The 21,619-nt window shown below is 74.5% G+C and carries 23 protein-coding genes; 2 read left to right on the top strand and 21 right to left on the bottom strand.

From position 1 onward, the window contains the following. Positions 1 to 2 precede the first annotated feature (2 nt). The 10 genes from carA to A0J59_RS10775 form a co-directional block, all read right to left on the bottom strand. Positions 3 to 1,262 (bottom strand): glutamine-hydrolyzing carbamoyl-phosphate synthase small subunit, encoded by a 1,260-nt coding sequence (gene carA, locus A0J59_RS10820; RefSeq protein ID WP_082918924.1) that lies wholly within the window; start codon positions 1,260 to 1,262, stop codon positions 3 to 5. Then, positions 1,259 to 1,963 (bottom strand): hypothetical protein, encoded by a 705-nt coding sequence (locus A0J59_RS10815; RefSeq protein WP_082918929.1) that lies wholly within the window; start codon positions 1,961 to 1,963, stop codon positions 1,259 to 1,261. Before A0J59_RS10815 ends, carA begins: the two co-directional genes overlap by 4 nt. Beyond that, entirely contained in the window at positions 1,960 to 3,324 is a 1,365-nt protein-coding gene (locus A0J59_RS10810; RefSeq protein ID WP_064316085.1) for a dihydroorotase, read from the bottom strand. Before A0J59_RS10810 ends, A0J59_RS10815 begins: the two co-directional genes overlap by 4 nt. Further along, positions 3,321 to 4,415: an aspartate carbamoyltransferase catalytic subunit gene (locus A0J59_RS10805; RefSeq protein ID WP_082141469.1), complete on the bottom strand. Its 1,095-nt coding sequence runs from the start codon at positions 4,413 to 4,415 to the stop codon at positions 3,321 to 3,323. The genes A0J59_RS10810 and A0J59_RS10805 overlap by 4 nt, the downstream gene beginning before the upstream one ends. Continuing rightward, on the bottom strand, positions 4,412 to 5,062 hold the full coding sequence (pyrR, locus tag A0J59_RS10800) for a bifunctional pyr operon transcriptional regulator/uracil phosphoribosyltransferase PyrR (protein WP_064316084.1): 651 nt from the start codon (positions 5,060 to 5,062) through the stop codon (positions 4,412 to 4,414). The genes A0J59_RS10805 and pyrR overlap by 4 nt, the downstream gene beginning before the upstream one ends. Before the next feature lie 185 nt (positions 5,063 to 5,247). After that, positions 5,248 to 5,667 (bottom strand): transcription antitermination factor NusB, encoded by a 420-nt coding sequence (nusB, locus tag A0J59_RS10795; protein WP_047234233.1) that lies wholly within the window; start codon positions 5,665 to 5,667, stop codon positions 5,248 to 5,250. A 28-nt stretch (positions 5,668 to 5,695) separates the two neighbouring features. Beyond that, a complete protein-coding gene (gene efp, locus A0J59_RS10790; protein ID WP_047234234.1) occupies positions 5,696 to 6,259 on the bottom strand; it encodes an elongation factor P in 564 nt (187 codons plus the stop codon). Positions 6,260 to 6,371: 112 nt separating this feature from the next. Further along, a complete protein-coding gene (locus A0J59_RS10785; protein ID WP_047234235.1) occupies positions 6,372 to 6,863 on the bottom strand; it encodes a hypothetical protein in 492 nt (163 codons plus the stop codon). Continuing rightward, positions 6,860 to 7,510, bottom strand: coding sequence for a hypothetical protein (locus A0J59_RS10780; protein WP_047234236.1), 651 nt, complete (start codon positions 7,508 to 7,510; stop codon positions 6,860 to 6,862). Before A0J59_RS10780 ends, A0J59_RS10785 begins: the two co-directional genes overlap by 4 nt. Positions 7,511 to 7,602: 92 nt before the next feature. After that, a complete protein-coding gene (locus tag A0J59_RS10775; RefSeq protein WP_047234237.1) occupies positions 7,603 to 8,049 on the bottom strand; it encodes a type II 3-dehydroquinate dehydratase in 447 nt (148 codons plus the stop codon). A 187-nt stretch (positions 8,050 to 8,236) separates the two neighbouring features. Between A0J59_RS10775 and A0J59_RS10770 the strand changes: the two genes are divergently transcribed. Further along, positions 8,237 to 9,022: a glycerophosphodiester phosphodiesterase family protein gene (locus A0J59_RS10770; protein WP_047234238.1), complete on the top strand. Its 786-nt coding sequence runs from the start codon at positions 8,237 to 8,239 to the stop codon at positions 9,020 to 9,022. Positions 9,023 to 9,041: 19 nt separating this feature from the next. Here A0J59_RS10770 and aroB read toward each other — a convergent pair whose 3' ends face one another. The 3 genes from aroB to aroC form a co-directional block, all read right to left on the bottom strand. Next, on the bottom strand, positions 9,042 to 10,160 hold the full coding sequence (gene aroB, locus A0J59_RS10765) for a 3-dehydroquinate synthase (protein WP_047234248.1): 1,119 nt from the start codon (positions 10,158 to 10,160) through the stop codon (positions 9,042 to 9,044). 71 nt (positions 10,161 to 10,231) lie between these two features. Then, the gene (locus A0J59_RS10760; RefSeq protein WP_047234239.1) at positions 10,232 to 10,834 is read right to left on the bottom strand and encodes a shikimate kinase; all 603 of its coding nucleotides are present in this window, start codon (positions 10,832 to 10,834) and stop codon (positions 10,232 to 10,234) included. Then, on the bottom strand, positions 10,834 to 12,051 hold the full coding sequence (aroC, locus tag A0J59_RS10755) for a chorismate synthase (RefSeq protein WP_047234249.1): 1,218 nt from the start codon (positions 12,049 to 12,051) through the stop codon (positions 10,834 to 10,836). Before aroC ends, A0J59_RS10760 begins: the two co-directional genes overlap by 1 nt. Before the next feature lie 112 nt (positions 12,052 to 12,163). Between aroC and A0J59_RS10750 the strand changes: the two genes are divergently transcribed. After that, complete coding sequence (locus A0J59_RS10750) at positions 12,164 to 12,859, top strand: A24 family peptidase (RefSeq protein WP_172820040.1); 696 nt, start codon at positions 12,164 to 12,166, stop codon at positions 12,857 to 12,859. A gap of 47 nt (positions 12,860 to 12,906) precedes the next feature. Here A0J59_RS10750 and A0J59_RS10745 read toward each other — a convergent pair whose 3' ends face one another. The 8 genes from A0J59_RS10745 to A0J59_RS10710 form a co-directional block, all read right to left on the bottom strand. Beyond that, positions 12,907 to 13,785, bottom strand: coding sequence for a shikimate dehydrogenase (locus A0J59_RS10745; protein ID WP_064316082.1), 879 nt, complete (start codon positions 13,783 to 13,785; stop codon positions 12,907 to 12,909). Continuing rightward, entirely contained in the window at positions 13,782 to 14,936 is a 1,155-nt protein-coding gene (mltG, locus tag A0J59_RS10740; RefSeq protein ID WP_047234518.1) for an endolytic transglycosylase MltG, read from the bottom strand. The genes A0J59_RS10745 and mltG overlap by 4 nt, the downstream gene beginning before the upstream one ends. After that, positions 14,933 to 15,469: a Holliday junction resolvase RuvX gene (gene ruvX, locus A0J59_RS10735; RefSeq protein ID WP_231581950.1), complete on the bottom strand. Its 537-nt coding sequence runs from the start codon at positions 15,467 to 15,469 to the stop codon at positions 14,933 to 14,935. The genes mltG and ruvX overlap by 4 nt, the downstream gene beginning before the upstream one ends. Beyond that, positions 15,466 to 18,153, bottom strand: a complete 2,688-nt coding sequence (gene alaS, locus A0J59_RS10730; protein WP_064316081.1) for an alanine--tRNA ligase — start codon at positions 18,151 to 18,153, stop codon at positions 15,466 to 15,468. Before alaS ends, ruvX begins: the two co-directional genes overlap by 4 nt. Before the next feature lie 70 nt (positions 18,154 to 18,223). Further along, positions 18,224 to 18,583, bottom strand: a complete 360-nt coding sequence (locus A0J59_RS10725; protein WP_047234516.1) for a hypothetical protein — start codon at positions 18,581 to 18,583, stop codon at positions 18,224 to 18,226. Beyond that, a complete protein-coding gene (locus A0J59_RS10720) occupies positions 18,583 to 18,978 on the bottom strand; it encodes a DUF948 domain-containing protein (RefSeq protein WP_047234515.1) in 396 nt (131 codons plus the stop codon). The genes A0J59_RS10725 and A0J59_RS10720 overlap by 1 nt, the downstream gene beginning before the upstream one ends. Positions 18,979 to 19,226: 248 nt before the next feature. After that, complete coding sequence (gene rpsD / locus A0J59_RS10715; RefSeq protein ID WP_047234514.1) at positions 19,227 to 19,853, bottom strand: 30S ribosomal protein S4; 627 nt, start codon at positions 19,851 to 19,853, stop codon at positions 19,227 to 19,229. Positions 19,854 to 20,051: 198 nt separating this feature from the next. Next, the gene (locus tag A0J59_RS10710) at positions 20,052 to 21,524 is read right to left on the bottom strand and encodes a replication-associated recombination protein A (protein WP_064316080.1); all 1,473 of its coding nucleotides are present in this window, start codon (positions 21,522 to 21,524) and stop codon (positions 20,052 to 20,054) included. Positions 21,525 to 21,619: the final 95 nt, after the last annotated feature.

Below are 21,619 nucleotides of genomic sequence, written 5' to 3'. Positions count from 1 at the left end.
GGTCAGCTCTCCTTGGTGTTCTGGTCGGCGGCTGCGGAGCTCTCGGCGCGTCGGGACGCCATGAGCTCGACGAAGCGGTCGAAGAGGTACGCGGCGTCGTGGGGGCCGGCCGCGGCCTCGGGGTGGTACTGGACGGAGAAGGCGGGCAGGTCGAGGCACTCGAGCCCCTCGACCACCTGGTCGTTGAGCCCGACGTGGGACACGACGACGCGCCCGTAGCGCCCGCCGTCGTGCGGGGCGACGGACTCGCCGTCGAGCGGCGCGTCCACCGCGAACCCGTGGTTGTGCGCGGTGACCTCGACCTTGCCCGTGCGGCGGTCCATGACGGGCTGGTTGATGCCGCGGTGGCCGTACGCGAGCTTGTACGTGCCGTAGCCGAGCGCGCGCCCGAGGATCTGGTTGCCGAAGCAGATGCCGAAGAACGGGGTGCCGCGGTCCAGGACGCCCCGCAGCAGCTCGACCTCGTGCGTCGCCGCCCCGGGGTCGCCCGGGCCGTTGGAGAAGAACACGCCGTCGGGCGCGTACGCCTCGACGTCCTCGATCGTCGAGGCGGCGGGGACCACGTGCACGCGCACGCCGCGCTGGGCGAGGCGCTGCGGCGTCATCGACTTGATGCCGAGGTCCACGGCGACGACGGTGGCGACGGGCTCGCCGTCGGGCGTCGTGCCCTCGAAGGGCTCGACCACGTACGCCTCGTCCGTGCTCACCTCGCGCGCGAGGTCCGCGCCGGCCATCGCGGGCGCCGCCTGCACCTCCGCGACGAGGTCCTCGACGGTGCGGGGGTAGCCGTCGCGCACGAGCGCGTCGCCGGAGAAGATCCCGGCGCGCATGACGCCGAGCTCGCGCAGGTGGCGCGTGAGGGCGCGCGTGTCGACGTCGCTGATGCCGACGACGCCCTGCGCGGCGAGCTCCTCGTCCAGGGTGCGCTGCGCGCGCCAGCTCGACGCGCGGCGGGCGGCGTCGCGCACGACGTACCCGGCGACCCAGATCTTGCCGGACTCCGGGTCCTCGTCGTTGACGCCCGTGTTCCCGATGTGGGGGGCCGTCATGACGACGATCTGGCGGTGGTAGGAGGGGTCGGTGAGCGTCTCCTGGTAGCCGGTCATGCCGGTGTTGAAGACGATCTCGCCGACCGTGGTGCCGCGCGCGCCGTAGGCGCGCCCGGTCTGCACGGTCCCGTCCTCGAGGACGATCAGGGCCCGGTCGGCGGGCGGTGCGGTCGCTGAGGTCAGGGTGGTCGCTGTGTTCACTGGGGCGGTCACGGTGCTTCCTCGTCGTTCTCGTCGGTGCCGGGTGCCGCGCTCTCGCGCGTCGGCGCCGGGTCTGCGGGGTCTGCGGGGGAGGCGCCGCTCGGCGCCCCGGGTCGTCGCTCGTGCGAGCCGTCGGCGGCGGGTCCGTCGCGGTCGTCGTCGGTTCGTCCGGCGAGGCCCTGGACGGCCTCCAGGAGGCGCGCGACGTCGTGGTCGTGGCGGGGCAGGAGGCCGGTGTCGAGCCGTACCTCAGGGTCCGCCGGAGCCTCGGGCGCGTCGGCGGGGACGGGCTCCGCGGGCACGGTCCACGTCACGACGACGATGGCCTCCTTGCCGACGAACTTGCCGGCCATGCCCGGCGTGAGGGCCGCTCCCCCGACCGCCGTGGCGGGCACCCACACGTCCGGGGCGCCGCTGCGCGCGACGTGGAGCCCGCCGTCGTGCACGGTGACCTGGGCCTGGGACCGGTCGCCGAGCCCGTGGGCCCCGACACGGGCGAGCCAGTCGCCCGCGAGCGTGCTGGAGACGTAGAGCGCGTCGAGCGGCCCGAGGAGCACCGCGCCGCGCGCCGCCTCGGCGGGCGGCGCCGGCGGCGTCGGGACGACGCCGGCCGAACGCCGGACGAGCCGGCGGCGGCCGACGAGGACGAGCGTCAGGAGGACGACGCCGAGGACGACCCAGATGCCGACCGCGACGGGCTGGGGCAGGTTCACGCCCACACCCCCCGCGTGCCGGCCCCCGCAGGGACGGGCGTGCCGTCGAGCACCGTGGCGCGCCCGCGCAGGAACGTCGCGACGACGGCGCCGGGCAGCTCGCGGCCCTGGAACGGCGTGTTGGTGCTCGCCGTGACCTGGCCCGCGCCGTCGACGACGCGGCGCGCGGCCGGGTCGACGAGCGTGACGTTCGCGGGCTCGCCCACCTCGAGCGGACGCCCCTGGGCGCGCTCGCCGGTGTCGATCCGACCGATGCGCGCGGGCGCGCCGGACAGCACGCGCGCGACGTCGGCCCACGTCATGCGTCCGGTGTCGACCATGGTCTGCTGCACGACGCTCAGCGCCGTCTCGAGGCCCGTCATGCCGAACGCGGCCGCGGCCCACTCGCAGTCCTTGTCCTCGCGCGCGTGCGGCGCGTGGTCGGTCGCGACGATGTCGATCGTCCCGTCCGCGAGACCCTCGCGCACCGCCTCGACGTCCGCGGCGGTGCGCAGCGGCGGGTTGACCTTGAAGGTCGGGTCGTAGCCGCGCGCCAGGTCGTCGGTGAGCACGAGGTGGTGGGGCGTGACCTCGGCGGTGACGTCGATGCCGCGGCCCTTGGCCCAGCGCACGATCTCGACCGAGCCCGCGGTCGACAGGTGGCACACGTGCAGGCGCGACCCGACGTGCTCCGCGAGGAGCACGTCGCGCGCGATGATCGCCTCCTCGGCGACCGCGGGCCAGCCCGCGAGGCCGAGCTCGGCCGACACGACGCCCTCGTTCATCTGGGCGCCCTCGGTGAGACGCGGCTCCTGCGCGTGCTGGGCCACGACGCCGTCGAACGCCTTGACGTACTCCAGGGCCCGGCGCATGAGGATCGGGTCGTCGACGCACTTGCCGTCGTCGGAGAACACGCGCACGCGCGCGGCCGAGTCGGCCATGGCCCCGAGCTCGGCGAGCTGCTGGCCCGCGAGCCCGACGGAGACCGCCCCGACCGGGTGCACGTCGACCCAGCCGGCGTCGCGCCCGAGGCGCCACACCTGCTCGACGACGCCGGCCGTGTCCGCGACGGGCGTCGTGTTGGCCATGGCGTGGACGGCCGTGAATCCGCCCGCCGCGGCGGCACGCGTGCCGGACTCGATCGTCTCGGCGTCCTCGCGGCCCGGCTCGCGCAGGTGGGTGTGCAGGTCGACCAGGCCGGGCAGCGCCACGAGGCCGGTCGCGTCGACGACGACGGTCTCGCCGTCCTCGGACCCGGCGCGCGCGGCGCCGACCGGGGCGATCTCGGCGATCACGCCGCCGGAGAGCACGAGGTCGACGGGGTCGCCGCCCAGCGGGCGCGCGCCGCGCAGGACGTACGTGGTGGTTGCGGCGCTGCTCACGAGGCGGGGACCCTTTCGACGGCGGGGACGGGCTGGGCGGGCGACAGCGGCGCGGCCGCCGCCGGGGCGGCGTCGGCCTCGTCGCTGCCCGCGAGGAGGAGGTAGAGCACGGCCATGCGCACGGCGACGCCGTTCGCGACCTGCTCGACGATGACGGCGCGCGGCGAGTCCGCCGCCTGCGCGGAGATCTCGAGCCCGCGGTTCATCGGGCCGGGGTGCATGACGATCGCGTGCTCGGCGAGCAGCCCGAGGCGTCGGGCGTCGAGCCCGTACTTGCGGCTGTACTCGAGCGGGTTGGGGAAGAACGCTCCCCCGCCGGCGCCCGAGCCGCTCATGCGCTCGCGCTGCACGCGCAGCATCATCACCGCGTCCGGGGCGCCGTGCGCGGTGTCGCCCGCGAGGGCCGCGTCGAGGTCGTAGGAGACCTCGCACGGCCACGTCTGGACGCCGACCGGCAGCAGCGTGGGCGGGGCGACGAGCGTCACGTGCGCGCCGAGCGTGTGCAGCAGGTGCACGTTCGAGCGCGCGACGCGCGAGTGCAGCACGTCGCCGACGATCGCCACGTGCCGCCCGTCGAGACCCGCGCCGCGCGCGGCCGCGTCGTCCGGCCCGCTCGCGCCAGGGGCGGTGAGCCCCGTCCCGGAGAGGTGGCGGCGCAGCGTGTACGCGTCGAGCAGCGCCTGCGTCGGGTGCTGGTGCGTGCCGTCCCCCGCGTTGAGGACCGCGGCGTCGAGCCAGCCCGCGTGGGCGAGCAGGTGCGGGGCCCCGGATGCCTGGTGCCGGACGACGACGGCGTCCGCGCCCATCGCCTGGAGGGTCAGCGCGGTGTCCTTGAGCGACTCGCCCTTGGACACGCTCGAGCCCTTGGCGGAGAAGTTGATGACGTCGGCCGACAGGCGCTTGGCCGCCGTCTCGAAGGAGATGCGCGTGCGCGTCGAGTCCTCGTAGAAGAGGTTGACGACGGTGCGGCCGCGCAGCGTCGGGAGCTTCTTGATCTCGCGCGCCTGCGTCGCGGCCATCTGCGCGGCCGTGTCGAGGATGCGCACCGCGTCGGCGCGCGCGAGGTCCTGGGTGGACAGCAGGTGCCTCATGCGCGGTCCTCCGTCCCGGGGACGGCGGACCGGATGACCACGGCGTCCGCCGGGACGTCGCCGTCCGTGGGCGCGCCGTCGACCTCGGCGAGGCGCACGCTGACGCGCTCGGACGTCGAGGTGGGCAGGTTCTTGCCCACGAAGTCGGGGCGGATCGGCAGCTCGCGGTGGCCGCGGTCGACGAGCGCGGCGAGCTGCACGGCGCGCGGGCGGCCGAGGTCGCTGATGGCGTCGAGCGCGGCGCGGATGGTGCGCCCGGAGTACAGGACGTCGTCGACGAGGACCACGACCTTGCCGTCGATGCCCGAGGCGGGCAGGCGCGTCGCGCCGATCGTGCGCGTCGGGTGCCGGTGGAGGTCGTCGCGGTACATCGTCACGTCGAGCTCGCCGACGATGGCGTGCGGGTCGGGCGCGCCGTCGGCGGGCGCCCCCTCGATCGCGGCGAGGCGCTCGGCGAGCCGTGTCGCGAGCGGGACGCCGCGCGTCGGGATCCCGAGGAGGACGAGGTCGTGGGCCCCCTTGTTGCGCTCCACGATCTCGTGGGCGATGCGCGTCAGCGCGCGGGAGATGTCGGCGGCCGTCAGGACGACGGTCCCGGCCTCGGGGGTCGATGCGGGTGGTGTGGGCACAGCAGCGCCAGAGCTCATGTCCGGCGACCTCCTTCCCCGCCTCACGGGACGGGCCTTAAAGGATGTCTGACGGTCACCCACCCTACCGCCGCGCGTCGCAGCGGCGGGTACGCGTCCCGCCGGATAAGACGCGGCGTCGGTCACACCCGTGACCGACGCCGCGTCGAGAGGTCGTGCCGGCCCGCAGCGGGGCCGTGGAACGCTCAGGCCGTGATCGTCGGCTTCATCTCGACGATGCGTGCGAGCAGCCCGTTGACGAACGACGGCGAGTCGTCGGTCGACAGGGAGCGCGCGAGGTCGACGGCCTCGTCGATCGCGACGACGTCCGGCACGTCGTCGTTGAAGAGGATCTCCCAGCCGCCGATGCGCAGCAGGGCCCGGTCGACCGCCGGCATCCGCTCGAGCGTCCACCCGTGGGAGTACGTCTCGAGCAGCTCGTCGATGCGGTCGCGGTGCGCGAGCACGCCCTCGACGATGTCGACCGCGTACTGCGGCAGGGCGGTCTGCGCGGTGCCGGGGTCGGCGACGCGCTCCGCGAGGAGGGTCGTCGGGTCCACCTGACGCTGCTCCGCCTCGAAGAGGACGTCGAGCGCGCGCTTGCGCGCCTTGGTGCGTGCGGCCATGTGTGTCGTCAGCCCGTCGGTGCCGGCGTCAGTCGTTCACGCGGCCGAGGTACGAGCCGTCGCGCGTGTCGACCTTGACCTTGGTGCCCTGCTCGAGGAAGAGCGGGACCTGGATCTGCGCGCCCGTCTCGAGCGTCGCCGGCTTGGTGCCGCCCGTGGAGCGGTCACCCTGGAGGCCGGGCTCGGTGTACGTGATCTCGAGGACGACCGAGGCCGGGAGCTCGATGTAGAGCGGCTGGCCGTCGTTGGACGCGATGAGCACGTTCTGGTTCTCGAGCATGTAGTCCTTGGCGTCGCCCACGATCTCCGGCGAGACCGTGATCTGGTCGTACGTCGAGGTGTCCATGAACACGTAGTCCGCGCCGTCCTGGTACAGGTACTGGAAGTCGCGGCGGTCGACGTTGGCCGTCTCGATCTTGAGGCCGGCGTTGAACGTCTTGTCGATCGTCTTGCCCGTCATGACGTTCTTGATCTTGGTGCGGACGAACGCGCCACCCTTGCCGGGCTTGACGTGCTGGAACTCGATCACGGTCCACAGCTGGCCGTCGAGTCGCAGCACGGTGCCGTTCTTGATGTCGTTGGTGGTCGCCACGTTCGTCTTCCTGTCGGAGGGTCTACGGGCTCCGCGGCACCGGACGACGCGAGTCGACCGGGCGCACGAGGGCGGAGCGGGAAATGGGCCTTGACGATCTTACCGGAGCGTCCTACCCCAGCGCGACGAGGACCGCGTTCGCCGCGACACCCACCGTCGCCGCCCAGCACATCGAGGCGAGCGTCCCGATGACGAAGCGCTCGGACGCGACGGGGTGCTCGCGCAGCTCCGGGTAGCGCCCCAGGCCCTTGATCGCGACGACGAAGGCGATCCCCCCGGGCTCGCCGGCGAGCAGGCAGCCCGTGATCGCGAACCGCTCGAGGATCCCGATCCACGTGCCGCCCCGCAGCGCCTTGACGGCCTCCGTGCCGATGGGCCCCGTCGCCGGCGGCGGGGGCGGGGGCACCGGGACGGCCGCCGGGTCGGCGGCGCCCGTCGCGGTCCGCGGTCGCGCGGCGCGGCCAGGGCGCTGACGGGCCGGGTCGCCCGCGCGCGCCGCGGCGCGCAGCACCCACTGCGTCACCGGGCCTCCCCCGAGCACGCTCGCGGCGAGCGCGACGACCCACACCACGACCACCAGCACGACCGACACCGGGTCCGTCATTCCCTGCCCTCCCGCCGTTCCTCCGGCGGCCCGCTCCGACGACTCACGCAGAGCTCGCCGAGCAGCCTCGCGACCACGGGCCGCACCGCGGCCTCCTCGGGCCACAGCGCCGCGCGCAGCCGCTGGCTGACCGCCTGCTCGGACACCCCGAGCGCCTGGGCCACATCCTTCTGGGTGCCACCCACACGCGCGAGCGTGTCGACCGCCTCCCACCCCGGAGCGGTCCGCCGGTCCACGACGGCCGCCAGCAGGCGCAGGAGCGCCTCGACCTCCGTGGCGCGCGCCGTCGGCTCGCCGCGGACGGCGACGGGCGCCGTGGCCGCGCGCGACTTGGCCTGCTCGACCGCCTCGCGCGCCCGGACGAACGCCTCCCCCGACGCCTCCCGCGAGGCGGCGGGCAGCGGCTCGTCGACGGCCCCCGCGCCGACGCCGACGCTCCAGCCGCCGTCGCGCAGCAGGTCGAGCACGGCGTCGACCACGGTCGCCGGGTCGTCGAGCACGCCCTGCACCTCGTCGCCCACGGTCCGGTCGAACGGGACCACGAGCCCGGGCCGGTCGGCCAGGAGCCCCTCGAGGCGCGCAAGGACCTCGGGCACGCGGTCGCGGTGGCCGGTGCTCCCCCGCTGGTCGACGGTCAGGACGAACATGCGATCCAGGCTAGAGCCTTGAGGTGAAGAGATCAAGCATGGTGACTTGATAGGGGCGTATCAAGGGTGCCAGGACGGTTGCAGGACGCCGGTCACCCGCGCAGGCGAGCCGCGAGGGCCTCGAGCGCGAGCCGGTACGAGTCGAACCCGAACCCCGCGATCGTGCCGGTCGCGACCGCCCCGACGACGGAGTGGCTGCGGAACGCCTCCCGCGCAGCGGGGTTGCTCAGGTGCACCTCGACGAGCAGGAGGCCGGAGGTCGTGACCTGCGCCGCGGCGTCGCGCACGGCGTAGGAGTAGTGCGTGAACGCGGCCGGGTTGAGCACCACGTGGGCGCGGGCGTCGACGGCCTCGTGGAGCCAGCCCACGAGCTCGGACTCGTCGTCGGTCTGCCGCACGTCGACCGTGAGGTCGAGCGCGCTCCCCCACGCGCGGGCGGACTCCTGGAGGTCGGCCATCGAGGCGGAGCCGTAGATCTCCGGCTCGCGCACACCGAGCCGGCCGAGGTTGGGTCCGTTGAGGACCAGCACGCGTTCCATGGCGCCCGAGCCTAGCGGCGCAGGCTCCGCGTGTGCCGCGCGGGCTCGTCCCGTGGCCGGACCACGGGTGGGGTACGGCTCGACGAGCGTCGGGCGGCGCCGTCGTGCACGCTGGCCGGGTGATCCTCGCGACCTGCGTGCCAGCCCGCGCCGACCGGATCGACGACCGTGCCGCCCGGGGGCCGGCGTGAGCGCCACGACGAGCCGCGCCGGCAGCGGCTACCTGGAGGCGCCGTTCGTCGCGCTCGCGCACCGCGGGTTCTCGCGCGCGGGCCTGGAGAACTCGATGGCGGCGTTCGCGGCCGCCCGCGACCTCGGGCTGCGATACGTCGAGACGGACGCCCACGCGACGTCGGACGGCGTGGCGATCGCGCTCCACGACGCGTCCCTGGACCGCACGACGGACGCGCACGGGCTCGTGGCCGACCTCCCGTGGCGGACCGTGCGTGCGGCGCGGATCGGCGGGACCGAGCCGGTGCCGTCGCTCGAGGACGTGCTGGGGACGTGGCCGGACCTGCGGGTGAACGTCGACGTGAAGTCGGCGGCCGCCGCCGAGCCGGTCGCGCGGGCGATCGAGCGCACGCGCGCGCACGACCGCGTGTGCGTCGCGTCGTTCGCGGCGTCGCGCCGCGAGGCGACGGTGGCACGGCTCTCGCGCCCCGTCACCGTCTCGGGCGCGCGGGGCGCGGTCCTGGGCATGTTCCTCGCCGGGCGGGCGCGTACCGACGCCTTGGCCCGGCTCGCGGCGCGCTCGGTCGACTGCCTCCAGGTCCCCGTGCGCGGGGGCTGGGTGCGCGTCGTCGACTCGGGGTTCGTCCGGGCCGCGCACCGGGCAGGCGTCGCGGTGCACGCGTGGACCGTCAACGACCGCGCGACGATGCACCGGCTGCTCGACCTCGGGGTCGACGGGATCGTCACCGACCGCGCCGACCTGCTGCGCGACGTGCTCCGCGCGCGCGGCCTGTGGGCCTGAGCGCGCGGGCGTCGCGACGTCAGAGCGCGACGGGGCCGCGTCCCACCGGCGCGTCGGCCGCGATCTCGGCGTAGGCCGCGGCGAGGAGCGTCGGGTCCGGGCCCTCGAGCCGGGTGGGGCGCGCGACGTCGTCGAGCACGACGAACCGCAGGAGGTCGCCGCGCGACTTCTTGTCGCGCCGCATGGCGGACAGGAGCTGCTCCCAGCGGTCGCCGCGGTACGTGAGCGGCAGGCCGAGCGAGCCGAGGATCGCGCGGTGCCGCTCGACGACGGCGTCGTCGAGCTTCCCCGCGAGGCGCGACAGCTCGGCCGCGAACACCATGCCGACGGACACCGCGGCGCCGTGGCGCCACTGGTAGCGCTCCGTGAGCTCGACCGCGTGGCCCAGCGTGTGCCCGTAGTTGAGGATCTCGCGCAGGCCCGCCTCCTTGAGGTCCTCCCCCACGACGCGTGCCTTGACCGCGATCGACCGCTCGACGAGCTCGGACACGACGGCCCAGGTCTCGTCGGTCGTCGGGCGCGTGCCCCATGCGCTCAGCGCGGCCGCGTGCTCCTCGACGAGCTCGAGGATGCGCTCGTCCGCGATGAAGCCCGTCTTGACGACCTCCGCCATGCCGGCGACGAAGTCCCAGCGCCCGAGGGACTCGAGCGCCGCGAGGTCGCACAGCACGCCCGCGGGCGGGTGGAACGACCCGACGAGGTTCTTGCCCTCGGCGGTGTTGATGCCCGTCTTGCCGCCGACGGCGGCGTCGACCATCGCCAGCAGCGTCGTCGGCACGTGCACCACCCGGATGCCGCGCAGCCAGGTGGCCGCGACGAACCCGCCCAGGTCGGTCGTCGCGCCCCCGCCGACCGTGACGACCGCGTCCGTGCGCGTGAAGTCCAGCTGGCCGAGCACGCCCCACAGGAACGCCGCGACCTGCGCGGTCTTGGCCTCTTCCGCGTCCGGGACCTCCGCGACGTACGCCTCGTAGCCCGACGCCTTGAGGTCCTCGTGGACGACCTCGGCCGTCGCGGCGAGCGCCGCGGGGTGGACCACGAGCACGCGGCGCACCCGGTCGCCGAGCATGGTGGGGAGCTCGCCGAGCAGGTGCCGGCCCACGACGACGTCGTACGGCTGGTCCCCGGCGACCCGCACGCGCGTCGGCGCGGGGCGCTCGCCGGTCGGCCCGGCGACGGGCTCGGTGTCCGGGGCGGGGGTCGTGTCGCTCACGCGTTCTCCTGTTCGGCCGGGGTGTCGGCGGGGGCGGGCGCCGCGGCACCGTCCGCCGCGCTGTCCGCGAGGTGTGCCCGGATCTCCTGGGCGACCTGCGCGGGCGTGCGCGCGTCGGTGACGACGTGCAGCGTCGCGACCCGCTCGTAGACGGGACGCCGCGCCTCCATGAGCGCGGCCCACCGTGCCCGCGGGTTGCCCAGCAGGAGCGGGCGCGACTGGTTGAGCCCGACGCGCGGCGCCGCGTGCGCGAGGCTCACGTCGAGGAACACGACGGCGCCGCCCGCTGCGACGTAGGCCGCGAGGGCGGTCTGGGTGTGCTCGTCGAGGACGGCGCCGCCGCCCAGGGCGAGCACGCCGTCGTGGGTGGCGAGCGCCGTCGTCACGGCCTCGCGCTCGAGCTCGCGGAAGTGCGGCTCGCCGTGGTCGACGAAGATGTCGGCGACGGGCTTGCCCGCCGCGGTCTCGACGTCGGTGTCCGTGTCGCGCTGCGCGAGGCCCAGCAGGTCGGCCAGGTGCCGCGAGACCGTCGACTTGCCGCTGCCGGGCGGGCCGACGAGGACGACGACCGGGCGCGTGCCCGCGGGGACGGGCGTCATCAGCGCTGGAGCTCCGGGATCGCGGCGAGGTAGGCCTCGGCGTTGCGGCGGACCTCCGCGACGGAGTCGCCGCCGAACTTCTCGAGCGCCTGCTCCGCGAGCACGAGGGCGACCATCGCCTCGGCGACGACCGCCGCCGGCGGGACGGCGCACACGTCGGAGCGCTGGTGCTGGGCCTTGGCGACCTCGCCCGTCACGACGTCGACCGTCGCGAGCGCGCGCGGCACCGTCGAGATCGGCTTCATCGCGGCGCGCACACGCACGACCTCGCCGTTCGACATCCCACCCTCGACGCCGCCGGCGCGGTTGCTCAGGCGGTGGATGCGACCGTCGGTGCCGCGCTCGATCTCGTCGTGCGCCGCAGAACCGCGGCGGCGGGCGGTGCGGAAGCCGTCTCCGACCTCGACGCCCTTGATCGCCTGGATGCCCATGAGCACGGCGGCGAGCCGGGCGTCCAGGCGACGGTCGCTCTGCGCGTACGTGCCGAGGCCCGACGGGACGCCGTAGGCGAGCACCTCGACGACGCCGCCGAGCGTGTCGCCCGCCTTCTGGCACTCGTCGATCTCGGCGACCATCGCGGCGGACGTGGCGGCGTCGAAGCAGCGCACCGGGTCGGCGTCGAGCGCGGCGACGTCGTCCGGCCCCGGTACCGCGGCGTCCTCGGGCACCTCGACGGGTCCGATGCCCACGACGTGCGACACGAGCCGGACGCCCAGCGCCTGCTCGAGGAACTTCGCGGCCGCGGCGCCGAGGGCGACGCGCGTCGCCGTCTCGCGGGCCGACGCGCGCTCCAGCACGGGCCGGGCGTCGTCGAAGCCGTACTTGCGCATGCCCACGAGGTCGGCGTGGCCGGGGCGCGGACGCGTGAGCGGCCGGTTGCGCGCGATCTCGCGCACGTCGCCCGTGCCGGCGTCGACCTGGAGAGCCTCGGGCGGCACCGGGTCGGACGACATGACGTCGACCCACTTGGGCCACTCCGAGTTCGCGATCTCGAGCGCGAGCGGGCCACCCTGGGTCACGCCGTGGCGCAACCCGCCCAGGACGCGCAGCACGTCCTGCTCGAACTTCTGGCGCGACCCGCGCCCGTACCCGAGGCGGCGGCGGGCGAGCGCGGCGCGCACGTCGTCCGTCGTGAGCTCGACGCCCGCGGGAAGCCCGTCGAGGATCCCGACCAGCGCCTCACCGTGCGACTCACCCGATGTCAACCAACGCAGCATGATCGCCATCCTCCCATGTCGGCGGGCACGTCCCGGCGGGCGCCCGCAGTGCGGACCGGCGGGTTGTGGACGACGGCGGCGCGCGCGGGGCGGGAGCGCTACGGTGCCGCGCATGGTCCAGCAGGGGGACGGGACGAGGACGGACGGCACGCCGGCTCGGGGCGCCACACCGGTGGCGGTCGAGCGGGGAGAAGCCGACGACGAGCACCGCTGGGGGCGACGCCGGGGCGACGACCTGGTCCGCGAGCTCCGGCTCTCCGGGACGTTCGGGGCCGCCCTCGCGGTGGTCGCCGCGGTCGGCACGGCCTGGTGGTCGGGTGCGTCGTGGGCCACGCCGGCCCTCGTGCTCGTGGCCGCGGCGGGAGCGCTCGTCGCCGTGGTCGACGCGCGCACGCACCGGCTGCCCGACGTGATCGTCCTGCCGACGTGGTTCGGAGCCGTGCTCCTGCTCGGCGTCGCCGCGGTCGGCACCGGTGACGGCGCCGCCCTCGGCCGCGCCCTCGCCGGCGGTCTCCTGGGCTTCGGTGCCTACGCCGCGCTGCGGATCGCGTACCCGCCGGGCCTCGGCTTCGGCGACGTGAAGCTCGCCGGGATGCTCGGCACGCCGCTCGCCTGGCTCGGGTGGGGCGAGCTCGTCGCCGGTCTCGTCCTGCCGTTCGTGCTCGGCGGCGTGTGGGCGCTCGCGCTCGTCGTCACGCGGCGCGCGCGCCGTGACACCGCGGTCCCCTTCGGCCCGTTCATGGTCGCCGGGGCGGGGATCGCCGCCGTGCTCGGCGACGCGGCGCTCCGGGCGTACGCGATCGCCTGACGGCGGCGTCCGGCCCGCGGTCCTGACCGACGGTCTCCGACCGGCCGTCAGGCCGCGACGCCGAGGGCGGCCTCGAGCGCCTGGTCCATCGCGGTGAGCGGGGCCACCTTGCCGGTCATAAGGCGCACCTGCTCGGCCGCCTGGTGCAAGAGCATGCGCTCGCCGCCCACGACGATGCCGCCCGCCGTGTCCCACGCCGCGGAGAGCGCCGTGGGACGGGGGTCGTAGACGACGTCGAGCAGCACGCCCGCGACCGGCGCGGCCGCCTGTGCCAGCGCCTCCGCGACCGGGTCGGCCGCGCGCGACGGAAGGGTCGCGACGACGACGTCGGCCTGCCCGAGGCGATCGACGAGCGCCGAGGACGACGCGTCGAGGATCTCGAACCGCGGCTCGACGCCCATGCGGTGCGCGGCGCGCTGGAGCGTGCCGGTCCGCCCGAGCGAGCGCACCAGGACCGTCGGCGCGGTGCAGCCGAGCTCGGCGAGGGCGGCCAGCGTGGAGGCGGCCGTCGCGCCCGCGCCGAGCACGACGGCGGTCCTCGCGTCCCGCTCCCCCAGTCCCTCGCGGAGCGCGGCGACGAGCCCGTGCACGTCGGTGTTCGTCCCTACGAACGTGGGACGCCGGCCGCCCGTGGGCTGCACGACGAGCGTGTTCACGGCGCCCACGACGTTCGCGAGCGGGTCGACGTGATCGAGCAGCGGGATCACCGCGTGCTTGAGCGGCATGGTCAGGCTGAGACCCGCCCACGACGCGTCGAGCCCGTTGACCAGCGCCGGGAGCTGCTCCTCGGTCGTGTCGATCGCCTCGTACGTCCAGCCGTCGAGGCCGAGGGCGTCGTACGCGGCCCGGTGCAGCACCGGGGACAGCGAGTGCGCGACGGGGTGGCCGAGGACGGCCGCCCGCCGCGGCGCGCGCCTCGCGCTCACCCGCCGTTCTCCGCGACCCACTGCCGGTACTCCTGCTTGAACTGCTCGAACTCCGCGTACTTGTCCGTGAACTTCGTCTCGCCGGTCTCCAGGTTGACCGTGACGTACCAGAGCCACGGGCCGGCGGGGGCGTTCATGACCGCCTCCACGCTCTCCCGGCTGGGGCTCCCGATCGGGGTCGGGGGCAGGCCCTGGTGGACGCGCGACGCATAGGGCAGGTCGGGGTTCTGGAACTCCTCGCTCGTGATCTGGTTGGCCGGCTTGCCGAGCCCGTAGACGTCGATCGCGTCCATGCCGAGCGGCATGCCGTCCTCGATGCGGTTGTAGATCACGCGCGCGACCATCCCCCGCTGCTCCGCGTTCTTGCCCTCCCACTCGACGATCGACGCCATCGTGAGCACCTCCTGGAAGCGCTCCGGCGGGACACCGAGGTCGGCGAGCTCGCTCGTGGTCTGGCTCACCATGCTCTGGATGATGCCCGTGGCGTTGACGTCTCCGGGCTCGAGGACGTACGTCGTCGGGTAGAGCCAGCCCTCGTAGTTGCCGTTGGCCTCGGCCGGCAGGCCCGTCGCGGCGGTGTCGGCCATGGCGGCCTCGAAGTCGGCGACCGGGATGTCCGTCACGGAGGACGCCTTCTCGAGGATCTGTTTGACCGTGTAGCCCTCGGGAATGGTGATCTTCGTCTCGACGCGCGAGTCGTTCGCGACGAGGCGCGCGACGGCGTCCTTGGCAGGCATTCCGAGAAGGAGGGTGTGGGTGCCCGGCTGGATCTTCCCCGCGTTGGGGTTCTCCTCGAACGCCTTGGCGAACGCCGCCGAGCTGGCGACGACGCCCGCCTCGGTCAGCACCGCGCCCATGTCGCGGCCGGTCGAGCCGGGCTCGATGACCACGTCGACGGGGTCGGTGCCCGGGCCCTCGAAGTCCTTGGCCTCGAGCGGGTTGTCGAACCCGAAGAGGTCGGAGGCGTTGTTGAGCAGGAGGTACCCCGCACCGCCCACCACGAGGAGGGAGACGAGCAGCACCACGAGGGCGCGGCGGCGCCGGCGCTGGCGTCGCTTCTTCGCCGCACGGCGGGCACGCTGCTCCGAGCGCGACGAGCGCGCGGGCTGCTGCTCGCCCTGGACGGCGGGCCGTTCGAACAGGTCGGTCACGGTCGGTGGTCTCCTGTCGGGTCTACAGGTTCTCCGGCGCGCGCCCCCGCGCCCCGCTCGGCGTCGAGAGCGGATTGCAGAATGATAACGGCGGCGGCCTGGTCGACGACGCTGCGGTGCTTCTTGCCGGCGCGTCCCGACGCGTGCAGTGCCTGGTGGGCGCTGACGGTCGACATCCGCTCGTCGACGAGGTGCACCGGCACCGGTGCGACGACGCGTGCCACCCGTCCAGCGTACGCCCGCGCGCCCTGGGCGGCGGCACCCTCGCTCCCGGAGAGGTGGCGAGGGAGGCCCACGTAGACCACGCGTGCCCCGCGCTCCTCGACCTCGGCCGCGATCCGGGCGATGTCCGACGGGACCGCGGCGCCGGTGCGCGTGTCGCGCGCGAGCGTCTCGACCGGGGTCGCCACGAGCCCGTCGGGGTCGCTCGCCGCGAGCCCGACGCGCACGCTGCCGACGTCGACGGCGAGGCGCGCCCCCCGCGTGAGGGGGGCGCGCTCGTCGTCACCGGGCAGCCGGGGGACGCCTGTCACGCGGCGACTGCGGCGCCGTCGCGCACGGCCTGGAGCGCGGCGGGCAGCGCGGACACGTCCGTCCCGCCGCCCTGGGCCATGTCGTCCTTGCCGCCGCCACCACCGCCGAGCGTCTGGGCGGCCGCCTTGGCGAGCACGCCCGCGCGCAGGCCGGCGGCCCGGGCCGACGCGTTGGTCACGACGACCACCTGCGGGCGGCCCTTCGCAACGCCGCCGACGGCGACGACCGCGGGCTCGGACTCGCCGAGGCGGCCGCGCACGTCGAGCGCGAGCGCGCGGAGGTCGTCCGCGGAGGCGACCTCGCCGGCATCGTGCACGACGACGCGCGTGCCGCCCGCGAGCTCCGCGCCCGCGGCGAGCGTGCCGGCCACCGCGAGGAGCTGGCCCTGCCGGAGCTGCGCGAGCTCCTTCTCGGCGTCGCGCAGACGGGACACGAGCGCGCCCACGCGGTCCGGCAGCTCCTCGGTCCGCACGTTGAGCAGACCGGTGAGCTGACCCACGAGCGCGTGCTCCTTGGCCTGGAACCCGTACGCGCCGTCGCCGACGAGCGCGTCGACGCGCCGCACGCCCGAGCCGATCGACGACTCGCCGAGCAGCGTCACGAGGCCGAGCTGGCCCGTCTGCTGCACGTGCGTGCCCGCGCACAGCTCGCGCGACCAGTCGCCGCCGATCGACACCACGCGGACGACGTCGCCGTACTTCTCGCCGAACAGCGCCATCGCGCCCAGGGCGCGCGCCTCGGTGATCGGCATGAGCTGGTCCGTGACCTCGAGGTTCTCCTGGAGCTGGGTGTTGACCCGCTCCTCGATCTCCGACAGGGCACCCGCGGGCACGGCCGACGAGCGACGGAAGTCGAACCGGATGCGGCTCGGCGCGTTCTCCGACCCGGCCTGAGTCGCGTCCTTGCCGAGCGACTCCTGGAGGGCCTTGTGGATCATGTGCGTCGCCGAGTGGGCGCGGCTGATCGCCTTGCGGCGGTCCCGGTCGATCGTCGCGGTGCCGGGGTCGCCGAGCGCCGCTGTCCCCTCGACGAGGCGGCCCCGGTGCACCGACAGGCCCTTGATCGGGCGCTGGACGTCGTCGACCTCGATGGTCGCGCCGCCGTCGAGAACGATCGTGCCGTGGTCGGCGAGCTGGCCGCCGGCCTCCGCGTAGAACGGCGTGCGGTCGAGCACGACCTCGACGTCGGCGGGCGCGGTCGCGGCGGGCGCGGGCACGCCGTCGACGAGCAGCCCGGCCACGCGCACGGCGGCCGAGGACTCGGTGTAGCCGAGGAACTCCACCGGCGCGGAGAGCTCGCCCGCGAGCGACTCGTAGGCGGCCGTGTCGACCCCGCCCGAGCGCTTGGCGAGCGCGTCGGCGCGGGCGCGCTGACGCTGCTCGGTCATGAGCGCGCGGAACGCCTTCTCGTCGACCTGGACGCCCTGCTCGGCGGCCATCTCGAGCGTGAGGTCGATCGGGAAGCCGTACGTGTCGTGCAGGGCGAACGCCTGGTCGCCGCCGAGCAGCGGCACCCCGCCCGTCCCCGCGGCGGCCTTGGCCTTGGTGACGGCCGTGTCGAGGATCGTCGTCCCCGAGGTGAGGGTGCGCCGGAACGCGTCCTCCTCGGTGTAGGCGACGGTCGAGATGCGCTCGAAGTCGGTCGCGACCTCCGGGTACGACGGCGCCATCGCGTCGCGGCTCACCGGGAGCAGCGCCGGCATCGCGCGGTCCTCCACGCCCAGCAGACGCATCGCGCGCACGGAGCGGCGCAGCAGGCGGCGCAGCACGTAGCCGCGGCCCTCGTTGGACGGGCGCACGCCGTCGCTCATGATCATGAGGGCCGAGCGGACGTGGTCGGCCACGACGCGCATGCGCACGTCGTCCTCCTGGTTCGCGCCGTAGCGCCTGCCCGAGAGCGCCTCGGCGGCCGCGATGACGGGGAACACCTCGTCGATCTCGTAGAGGTTGTCCTTGCCCTGGAGCAGGTAGGCGACGCGCTCCAGGCCCATGCCCGTGTCGATGTTCTTGCGCGCGAGCTCCGAGACGATCCGGAACTCCTCCTTCGACTTCACGTCGTCGATCGCGTACTGCATGAACACGAGGTTCCAGATCTCGAGGTAGCGGTCCTCGTCGACGACGGGGCCACCCTCCTGACCGAACTCCGGGCCGCGGTCGATGTAGATCTCCGAGCACGGGCCGGCGGGACCGGGCTGGCCCGTGGACCAGTAGTTGTCCTTCTTGCCGCGCGCCTGGATGCGCTCGTCCGGCAGGCCGGCGATCCGCTTCCAGAGCTGCCGCGCCTCGTCGTCGTCGTGGTAGACGGTCACCCAGACGGTCTCCGGGTCGAACCCGTACTTGCCCTCCTCGCGCGAGCCCGTGACGAGGTCCCAGGCGTAGGTGATCGCGCCTTCCTTGAAGTAGTCACCGAAGGAGAAGTTGCCGTTCATCTGGAAGAACGTGCCGTGGCGGGTCGTCTTGCCGACCTCGTCGATGTCGAGCGTGCGCACGCACTTCTGGACGCTCGTCGCACGGTCCCACGGCGGGGTCTGCTCGCCCGTCATGTACGGGATGAACGGGACCATGCCCGCGATGGTGAACAGCGTGGACGGGTCCGGGGAGACGAGCGACGCCGAGGACACGACGGTGTGGTCGCGGTCGGCGAAGTAGTCGAGCCAGCGCTTGCGGATCTCGGCGGTGCGCATGATGTCCTTCGGGCAGTCGGTGGGTCGTGCGGGGTGCTTGCTGTGGGTCGCGGCGGCTGGGCCGCGCGTCCTAGAAGGAGTAACCGAGGAGGTCCTCGACGTCGTCCGTGTCGTCGAACGGGCTGGGGTCTCCCGCGGCCGGGCGCGCGTGGCGGCCGGCCGCGCGGCGCGCTCGGACGACGTCCGGGTCCTCCTGGCCCTCGGCAAGGAGCGCCGCCATGAGCTCCTGCTCGCGCGCGTCGCGCGCGAGCGTGAACTCGGTGCGGAAGTCGCGGGCGATCTCCACGACCTTCTCGCCCAGGCCGTTGACCTGCTCCGTCGCCTGGTCCACGAGCGACGCGGGCGCGTACCGCGCGAGGATCTTCTTGCCGCGGACGACGACCACGACCGTGATCGCGACCCCGACGCCGACCCAGAAGACGCGGCGCATCAGCGCGACCCCTCGGCACGCCCGGCGCCGTCCGAAGGACGGCGTCGGCCGAACGAGCGGGCGGCCGCCTGGCGCACGCCGTAGGTGAACGCGGCGACCTTGACCAGCGGGGCGCCGAACGTCGCGGCGTACAGCCCCGTGAGCGCCGAGACGTTCTCGCTCACCTGGGCGGCCGACGTCGTGATCGTGTCGACCTTGACGAGCTGGCTGTTGGTCGTGGCGACGGTCGTCGCGGCCTCGTCGAGGATCGGGACCGAGTGGTCCGTGACCTCCTTGATGCTCGCGCGCGCCTCGTCGAGCACGCGGCCGAGCTTGAGGAGCGGCACCGCGAGCAGGCCGACGAGCAGCACGAACGCGATGGCTGCGATGAGGCCGGCCACGTCTCCCAGGGACATTCTTCCTCCAGTGCCAGTCAGGGTGCGTCGTGCACGGACGTCGCGCGTCGTGCGCGGGACGGTCCTCCTCGTCGCGGGGTCCTCGCGGACGTGCCCACGACTCCGCGAAACACTACCCGCACCAGGGCGGGGACCGCCGTCGGGCACGACACGACGAGGCGTCGCCGCGGTGCGGCGTGCGCACCGGTCCGGACGCACGAACGCCTCGCTCGCCGACGAAGCGGTGAGCGAGGCGTCCGGAGCGAGGGTCAGCGAGCGTAGTACTCGACGACGAGCTGGACCTCGCACTGCACGGGGACCTCGGCGCGCTTCGGGCGACGCGTGAGGATCGCGCTCAGCTTCTCGAGCTGGACGTCCAGGTAGCCCGGGACGGCCGGCAGGACGTCGCGGTGCGCGCCCGCGGCCGCGACCTGGAACGGCGTCGTCGCCTGGCTCTTCGGCTTGACCTGGAGGGTCTGGCCGGGCTTCACGCGGAACGACGGGCGGTCCACGATCTTGCCGTCGACGAGGATGTGGCGGTGCGTGACCGCCTGGCGCGCCTGGAGGATGGTGCGGGCGAAGCCGGCGCGCAGCACGAGCGCGTCGAGGCGGGTCTCGAGGTTCTCGACGAGCGCCTCACCGGTCAGACCCTTGTCCTTGCGGGCCTCCTCGTACGCACGCGCGAGCTGCTTCTCGCGGAGCATGTACTGGGCGCGCAGCCGCTGCTTCTCGCGGAGACGGACCGCGTAGTCCGACTCGGTGCGGCGGCGGGCGCGGCCGTGCTCACCCGGGGGGTACGGGCGCTTCTCGAAGTGCTTGACGGCCTTCGGGGTGAGGGCGATGCCCAGGGCGCGGCTCAGGCGGACCTGGCGGCGCGAGCGCTTGACAGACGTCACAGCGGTATCTCATTCCTGTCGTGTGTGTACTGACGTCACACCTGGTCCCGAGAGGTCGGGTCCGGGTGCGGGACCAGCCGATGGACCACGCGCCTCTCCGAGGGGAGAGACGGCGGGTCGGGGCCGAGGTCCCAGGTGGTCGCCGTGAAGGCAACCTGAGAAGTCTACCGCACCCCCGAGGTGGTGATCCCCGGCAGGTCAGCGCACCGGCTCGTCCTGCGCCAGGATGTCCCGGATCCGCCCGAGGCGGTCGGAGACCTGGCGCTCGTAGCCGCGGTCGGTGGGCGTGTAGTACCGCGACCCGACGAGGGTGTCGGGGAGGTACTGCTGCGCCGCGACGCCGTGGGGCGCGTCGTGCGCGTACCGGTAGCCGGTGCCGTGCCCGAGCTGCTTCGCGCCCGGGTAGTGCGCGTCGCGCAGGTGCGTCGGGACGGACCCGGCCTTCCCGGCGCGCACGTCCGCGAGCGCCGCGTCGATCCCGAGGTAGGCGGCGTTGGACTTGGGCGCGGTCGCGAGGTGCACGACGGCCTCCGCGAGGACGATCCGCCCCTCGGGCATGCCGATGAGCTGGACGGCCTGGGCGGCGGCGACGGCGGTCTGGAGCGCGGACGGGTCGGCCATGCCGACGTCCTCCGCGGCCGCGATGACGATGCGCCGGGCGATGAAGCGCGGGTCCTCCCCCGCCGCGATCATGCGCGCGAGGTAGTGCAGGGAGGCGTCGACGTCGGAGCCGCGCATCGACTTGATGAACGCGGACACGACGTCGTAGTGCTGGTCGCCGTCGCGGTCGTAGCGCACGGCGGCGACGTCGACGGCGCGCTCGACGGCCTCGAGGTCGACGCTCACGGGGCCGGACGACGCGCGGTCCGTCCCGGGCTCGCCGTCCCCGTCGGCGGCCGCGTCCTCCGAGGCTGCCGCGGCGACCGGGACCGGGGCGTCCGAGAGCGCGGCGCCGGCCGCCGCCTCGAGCACGGTGAGCGCCTTGCGTGCGTCGCCGCCCGCGAGGCGCACGAGGTGGTCCTCCGCCTCGTCCGTGAGCGCGACGAGGCCGGCGAGCCCCCGGTCGTCGGCGACGGCGCGGCGCACGAGGGCGCGGACGTCGTCGTCCCCGAGCGGCTGGAGCGTGAGCAGGAGCGAGCGGGAGAGCAGGGGCGAGTTGACGGAGAAGCTCGGGTTCTCGGTGGTCGCCGCGACGAGCGTGACCCAGCGGTTCTCGACGCTCGGCAGGAGCGCGTCCTGCTGGGACTTGGAGAAGCGGTGCACCTCGTCGATGAATAGGACGGTCTCGTCGCCGCCGGTCGCGAGGCGGCGGCGGGCGTCCTCGACGACGGTGCGCACGTCCTTGACCCCCGCGGTGACGGCGGAGAGCTCGACGAAGCGGCGGCCGGACGCGGTCGCTATGAGGTAGGCGAGCGTCGTCTTGCCGGTGCCGGGCGGGCCCCAGAGGATGACGGAGCCGGGCGCGGCACGGCCGCCGGACGCGTCCGACTCGATGAGTCGCCGCAGGGGCGAGCCGGGGACGAGCAGGTGCGCCTGGCCCGCGACCTCGTCGAGGGCGGCGGGACGCATGCGCACGGCGAGCGGGGCCCCCGGTCCGGGTCGCGGCGTGCCCTGCGCGCCGGAGGTGGCGGCGCCGAAGAGGTCGCCGCCGAACAGATCACCGGTGGACATGCCCCGAGCCTACGCACCGCCGCCCACGCTCCCGGACGCCGTCGGTGTGGGGAGGTCGGGTGAACGTCGTCCACAGCGTCGCGAGGGATCTGACA

It is taken from the genome of Cellulosimicrobium sp. I38E (genome assembly GCF_001647255.1).
Taxonomy (GTDB): domain Bacteria; phylum Actinomycetota; class Actinomycetes; order Actinomycetales; family Cellulomonadaceae; genus Cellulosimicrobium; species Cellulosimicrobium cellulans_E.
The sequence above is the reverse complement of the archived record's forward strand: the minus strand, read 5'-3'. Positions and strand labels throughout refer to the sequence as shown.